We start from the raw sequence: 5,186 nt of genomic DNA, 5'->3' as shown, positions 1-5,186 counted from the left end.
TACGCTGGGCGCGCTCGGGGGTGGGTGGGCGGTAGCGGTAGGTGGATCGGATCTTCTCGGCCCGCTTCGCATCGGGCGGCAACAGCGCCAGGAGGTTTCCGGTACCCGAACAAAGGGTCTGATGGGATTCCTTCAGCCGTTCCAGCAGGTCTTTTAGATCCGGTCGGCTTCGTGACACCGTGTCCGCCACCTGCCGGATTTCTCCGGGTAGCGCCTGTTTGCGATATTCAACCGATGTCTGGAAAAGGCAGGCGAGGACCAGACCACCCGAGCCTTTCAGCCGACTGCCCTCGATCTGCCTGCGGATGTCCGAAAAGCGAAGGCAGTCCCTGGCACAGATGTCCAGCATCTTGTCCAGCAAAATGTCGCTCAATATCATCGAGGAGGAAATTGCCGGTGAGTTTAGCTGCATCTCCAAAATGCCGCAGGTCCGCTCGATGCAGTCGTTCATCAGTGAACGCATGAGCAGTGGGCCTTTGATACGGATACGCACCGCACGCCGCTTGAGTCGTTTCACGCCATGGTATACCCCGGCCATCAGCCCAACTATGCCGATCAGGGGCAGCACCGGGCCAACGCGTCCCAATCGGATCATGGCGCCGGTATAATCCAGGATCGAATAGACCACGATGGTCAGGACCAGCCCGAAAAATATGGTGGCGGCCACCGGATTCACGATGAACCCGCTTTGATTGTCGGCCAGGGGGCGGGCTCGTTTGGGGTCTGGACGGTTTGAAGGCATGGGCTGGCGCATCGATTCCCGGATCCACGGGAAGTGATCGGTTGGTTGGATGCTTTTTTTTTCAGCCGTTAGGTCACTTGGATGGCGGCAGGATCTTCAGGGTTTCCCGCTCTTCGGACGGCTTCCGGGACTCGGGCAGAAGCAGGTGCTTCTGGCTGATCAGTTTGCCATTTTTATCGATCACCGTGTCGTCTTCCATGATCAGAAAACCGAGCTTTTCCATCACATCATTGCGGTAACGGTACTCATGCTCCATATGCCGCTTGCTGAGCTTGTAGTTGCTGACGATCCAGGCGATGCCGAAAATCACGCCGGCCACCAGCAGGACGCCGCAGGCGATAAGGCTGTAGGTGACCATTTTCTCTCCTGCATTGAAAATGAAGAGAAAGATGGCATCCAGTTTGTAAAACAACACCGTGCAGGCCACGATGGCGAACAGCATCGGCAGAAAAGGCACCTTTTTCATGTGGGTGAGAAATAGATTGAACTGGAAGAGCTTGGACCGGCTGTCGTCCGATTCCGTTCCGGCCCCGCCATCCTCTCCGGAGGCCGGGGCGTTGCCGAAAATGAACTGGTTGAATGCCAGGATGAACACGCCCAGCAGGAAAGTGATGGCCACCGGGGTGGTGAAGGAAACGTAAAAATAAAACTTCCATGGAAAAGGTGCCTTGTCCGGGCCCAGATTCCCCAGAAAGCTCACCAGGAAAATCACAATTTCCACGGCGATGATGAACCAGAGGTAGTTGATGAAAAAGCTTTTCAATTCCACCCCGTCGAACAGGGCGGCCAGTCCGCTGTGCTTGTCTTTTTTGTCGCTGCTCATTTTAATTCACTGCATGATTGGGGTCGGGGCTCAAGAGTCAATCAGGGCCCAAATTAAACTGTCGTTTGAGGGGCATAAGAATTACCCTGAAAAACCAAAATGTCCGCTGTCGAGCTTCAAATCTATTAAACTCGCCGGTAACTGTCAAGGTATGAATAGCTGAAAAGCCGATTGTAACCTTTCCCCTGTTCGATCGTTATACTAAGGACGACAATCCATTTCTGATTGACTGCAGCGCTGCCCTGACTTCGGGGGGAGATGTCAGAACCGCCCCCCAACCGCTGGCTTGGCCTTTCCCTTCTCTGATCTGTCGCCGGATTAATACGTTTACTTTCAAGATGGCTGGCACTGTCACCAAGGTAGATGAGCAGCTGTACGGGTGATATGGCGCCATGTGCGGGAAAGGAGGTGAGGGACAGTTAATTGTTGAGGCCTCGAATGTCGTGGAAATAATTTTAAAAACGGAGGGTCAAAAACATGAACAGGCAGTTTAAAATTGCGGGTTTGGTCATTCTAATGATATTCGGCAGTGCCCTGTTGTTGACGGCAGCCGGACCGCCTCCGGCGGAAACGGATTTAGAAAAACTGGGGATGAATCTGTACAAGGACAAGAACCTGTCGCTTTATCAGAATCAGTCCTGCCAGACCTGCCACCATCCGTTGGCTGGATTTGCCGACCGCACCAATTTTCTGCATCCCTACGACAAAACGGTTTCTTTGGGATCCGACGGTGTGAGCCTGGGCGGACGCAATGCACCGACCTCCGCCTATGCCGGGTATAGTCCCGTCCGCTATCAAGACGGCAGCGGGGAGTATTACGGGGGCATGTTCTGGGACGGACGGGCGACGGGCGAGACCCTTGGCGACCCCCTGGCCGAGCAGGCCCAGGGACCGCCGCTGAACGTAGTGGAGATGGCCATGCCCAGTATTGAATCGGTAATGTTGGTGATCCAGGCGTCGGACTACTACCCGCTGTGGAAAAAAGTTTTTGGACCGATGGAGGATTTGGACACCGCCTGGAATAATTTTGCCGTGGCCGTCGCCGCCTATGAGCGATCGGCGGATGTGACCCGGTTTACTTCCAAATACGACCTGGCCAGGCGACAGTTCACGACCGCCGAAAACAGAGGGCTGACACTTTTTGAGACCCACTGCGCCAATTGCCACGCGACCGAGGCCGCCTTTACGGCGCCGAAACCCCTATTCACCACATACGGGTACGCCAACCTCGGCGTACCGGCCGATCCTGCGGTTCCTTCACCCGATTTTGGATTGGGAGGGGAGATCAGCGATCCGGACCAGTACGGCAAATTCAAGATTCCTACCCTGCGTAACATCGCCGTAACCGCACCCTATTCGCACAATGGCGTTTTCCCCACACTCTACGATATGGTGTCGTTCATCAATGACAACAGCCGGGTTTCTCCGGACGTCGATCAGAATATCACCCCCCTGGTCGGGGATCTGGGATTGACGGAGGCCCAGATCGATGACCTCATCGCTTTCCTGCATACGCTGACCGATGACTACTGATAGTTGAAACCGGCGGGTTGATCCATCGAAAAACAAAGGCGGGGGGCATGGATGGTCTCCCGCTTTTTTGTGATGGGGCTGCGCTTATCGCAGCCAGGACAGGGAGAGTGTGAAGATGGCCAGGTTGCCCAGCACGTGGATGACGATGGGCACCATCAAGCTCCTGCCGGTGTGGTAGGCCACGGCAAAAACCAGGCCTCCCACGATCTGGGTGATCGGTACAGCCGGCAGGTGAAGGGCGGCAAACAGGACGGTGGAAATCAACACCGCCGCCGGAACGCCCCAGCGGCGAAGGTAGCCGAATATCAGCCCCCTGAAGACGATCTCTTCGGCGACCGGGGCCACGATTCCCCCGACTAGAAAAAACAGGACCCGTTGGACCGTCCCTTGCGGGAGCGGTGATCGAACCAGCGTGAACGGGTCCAGACCGGCCATGAACAGGCCCATAAACAACAATCCGGCCGCAGCGGCAAATCCGGCGGACCAGACCAGCCCTTTTCGGAATCCGCTCCGCAGGGTGCGCCTGTCCAGTCCGAGCGTCTGGAGGCCGTCGGCCTGGACCACGGACAGGATGATTACCACGAGGATTTGTGCCGTTCGGGCGCCGGTGACCAGCCATAGACGGGGCAGTTGCATCCGGGCGCCCACATAGGCGGCTGCCGTCTCCAGCAGGGCCACGGCCAACAGCGAAGCTAGTAGGAAAGTTGTCGAGATTGGGGCTGGACCCATCCCAGTGTCCTCAAGGCGCGGTAGCCATACATTTGAATGTACCAGTGGGAAGAGGTGTTGATCCGGTCGATGATCTCCGGCACCGCGGCCCGGTTTTTACGCTCTCCCAGAGCCCACAGCGCCTGGCAGACCACGATGGGCGCCGGATCGTCAGCCAGGGCCAGCAGCATGGCATGGGCTGCCGGATCCCGCGTGAAGGCCAGACTGCGGGCCAGCCAATACCGTTCGGCGATGTGAGGACTATTTTCGATTCCCTGGTTTTTCACTGCCGCGGCAATGTCCCGCTGGTCTTCGCAGGCCTGCTTGAGTGCGGCGATGCGGGTGATCGGCGAAGGAGCGGAAAAGGCCATGGACGGATTGGCGGGGGAAGCGGTTGCGCTATGTCCCTGGTAAACGGGCACCAGCAGGCTGCCGCCCAACACGATGCAACATACGGCGGTGATCACATCCGATATGGCCACGGGTAAAAAAAGGCTGGGCAGCATGCCCAGCACACTAAATAGAAAACTAAACAGAATCAGGGGGAATCCCACCACCAGGCACCCCAGTGTCAGGGTTCTGAACATACGGCTGCGGTCCAGCTGTTTGGAATAGTCCGAGAGCGCTTTGCCGGGACTGCCCAGCATTTCATCCACGGGCACGCTCAAAACCGGTTGCCGACCGCTTGCCAGTGAAAAGCGGTTTTTATCCGTGTGCTGGGCGATGGTCAGATCGGCAGAATTCCCAGCCGGGATGGGCAGGTAATCATGGGCGCGGACGATTTGTTCGAGCCGGGTCCAGGCGGTTCGGTCCAAACTGCTGTCGAGGACACAGGTGCGGAGTTGTTTCTGCTCCAGGGATTTAAACGCCTCGGCAGGGAATAGGGTGTAGGCGTAATAGGCGTCGGTGATGGACTGGCCGGCCCGGTTTTCCAACAATAGATGGTCGCGGATGTTGCTGAACATATGGCGGTCGAGGACCAGGCTCCACAACAGGGCCAGGATGATGGCAGCGGATACCGGCCAGAAGACGCCAGCGGGTGAAACCATCGTCGTGCGGGCCGGCAGCAGTCGAATGGCGGTGGCTGCCGTTACCAGCGGCACTACCACGAGATAGGCGGAGGCCATCAGGTTCAAGCCGTTGCCATTGATCAGGGCAAGACCGCCCGCCCATATCAGCAGGTAGCAAAAGATCGCCGTCCGACGTCGCCGGAAGACCCTGTCCCACAGCCAGGCGCCGATCAGGGTGACCAGAGAAAGACCGGAACCGACGCTCAGGGTGAAGAACAGGCCGCCGGCCAAGGCGGTTGCCAGAGCGTTGAGATGCTTCGCCACCCTGGCGTTGGGGACAGCCAGGTAGCCGCCGCGCATCACCGCCTCG

Annotated in this window: 5 protein-coding genes; 1 reads left to right on the top strand and 4 read right to left on the bottom strand. The window is 57.6% G+C overall.

Annotated elements, in window-relative coordinates; genetic code table 11:
* On the bottom strand, positions 1 to 742 hold a 742-nt coding region (locus tag ABYV26_RS20345), incomplete at its 3' end, for a hypothetical protein (RefSeq protein WP_372683194.1).
* Between the two features lie 73 nt (positions 743 to 815).
* A complete protein-coding gene (locus ABYV26_RS20340; protein WP_372683193.1) occupies positions 816 to 1,565 on the bottom strand; it encodes a hypothetical protein in 750 nt (249 codons plus the stop codon).
* A gap of 477 nt (positions 1,566 to 2,042) precedes the next feature.
* Between ABYV26_RS20340 and ABYV26_RS20335 the strand changes: the two genes are divergently transcribed.
* Positions 2,043 to 3,098, top strand: coding sequence for a cytochrome-c peroxidase (locus ABYV26_RS20335; RefSeq protein WP_372683192.1), 1,056 nt, complete (start codon positions 2,043 to 2,045; stop codon positions 3,096 to 3,098).
* Between the two features lie 84 nt (positions 3,099 to 3,182).
* Here ABYV26_RS20335 and ABYV26_RS20330 read toward each other — a convergent pair whose 3' ends face one another.
* The gene (locus ABYV26_RS20330; protein WP_372683191.1) at positions 3,183 to 3,827 is read right to left on the bottom strand and encodes a lysostaphin resistance A-like protein; all 645 of its coding nucleotides are present in this window, start codon (positions 3,825 to 3,827) and stop codon (positions 3,183 to 3,185) included.
* Positions 3,791 to 5,186: HEAT repeat domain-containing protein (locus ABYV26_RS20325; protein WP_372683190.1), on the bottom strand; the 1,396-nt coding region annotated here is incomplete at its 5' end. The genes ABYV26_RS20330 and ABYV26_RS20325, both read right to left, overlap by 37 nt.

This window comes from Desulfosarcina sp. (assembly GCF_041551955.1).
GTDB lineage: Bacteria > Desulfobacterota > Desulfobacteria > Desulfobacterales > Desulfosarcinaceae > Desulfosarcina.
Note: the sequence above shows the minus strand (reverse complement) of the source record. Positions and strands in the feature narration are given on the sequence as shown.

Coding starts and splice junctions, on each gene's coding strand:
- ABYV26_RS20340 (WP_372683193.1), bottom strand. CDS start 1,565: ATGAGCAGCGACAAAAAAGACAAGCACAGCGGACTGGCCGCCCTGTTC.
- ABYV26_RS20335 (WP_372683192.1), top strand. CDS start 2,043: ATGAACAGGCAGTTTAAAATTGCGGGTTTGGTCATTCTAATGATATTC.
- ABYV26_RS20330 (WP_372683191.1), bottom strand. CDS start 3,827: ATGGGTCCAGCCCCAATCTCGACAACTTTCCTACTAGCTTCGCTGTTG.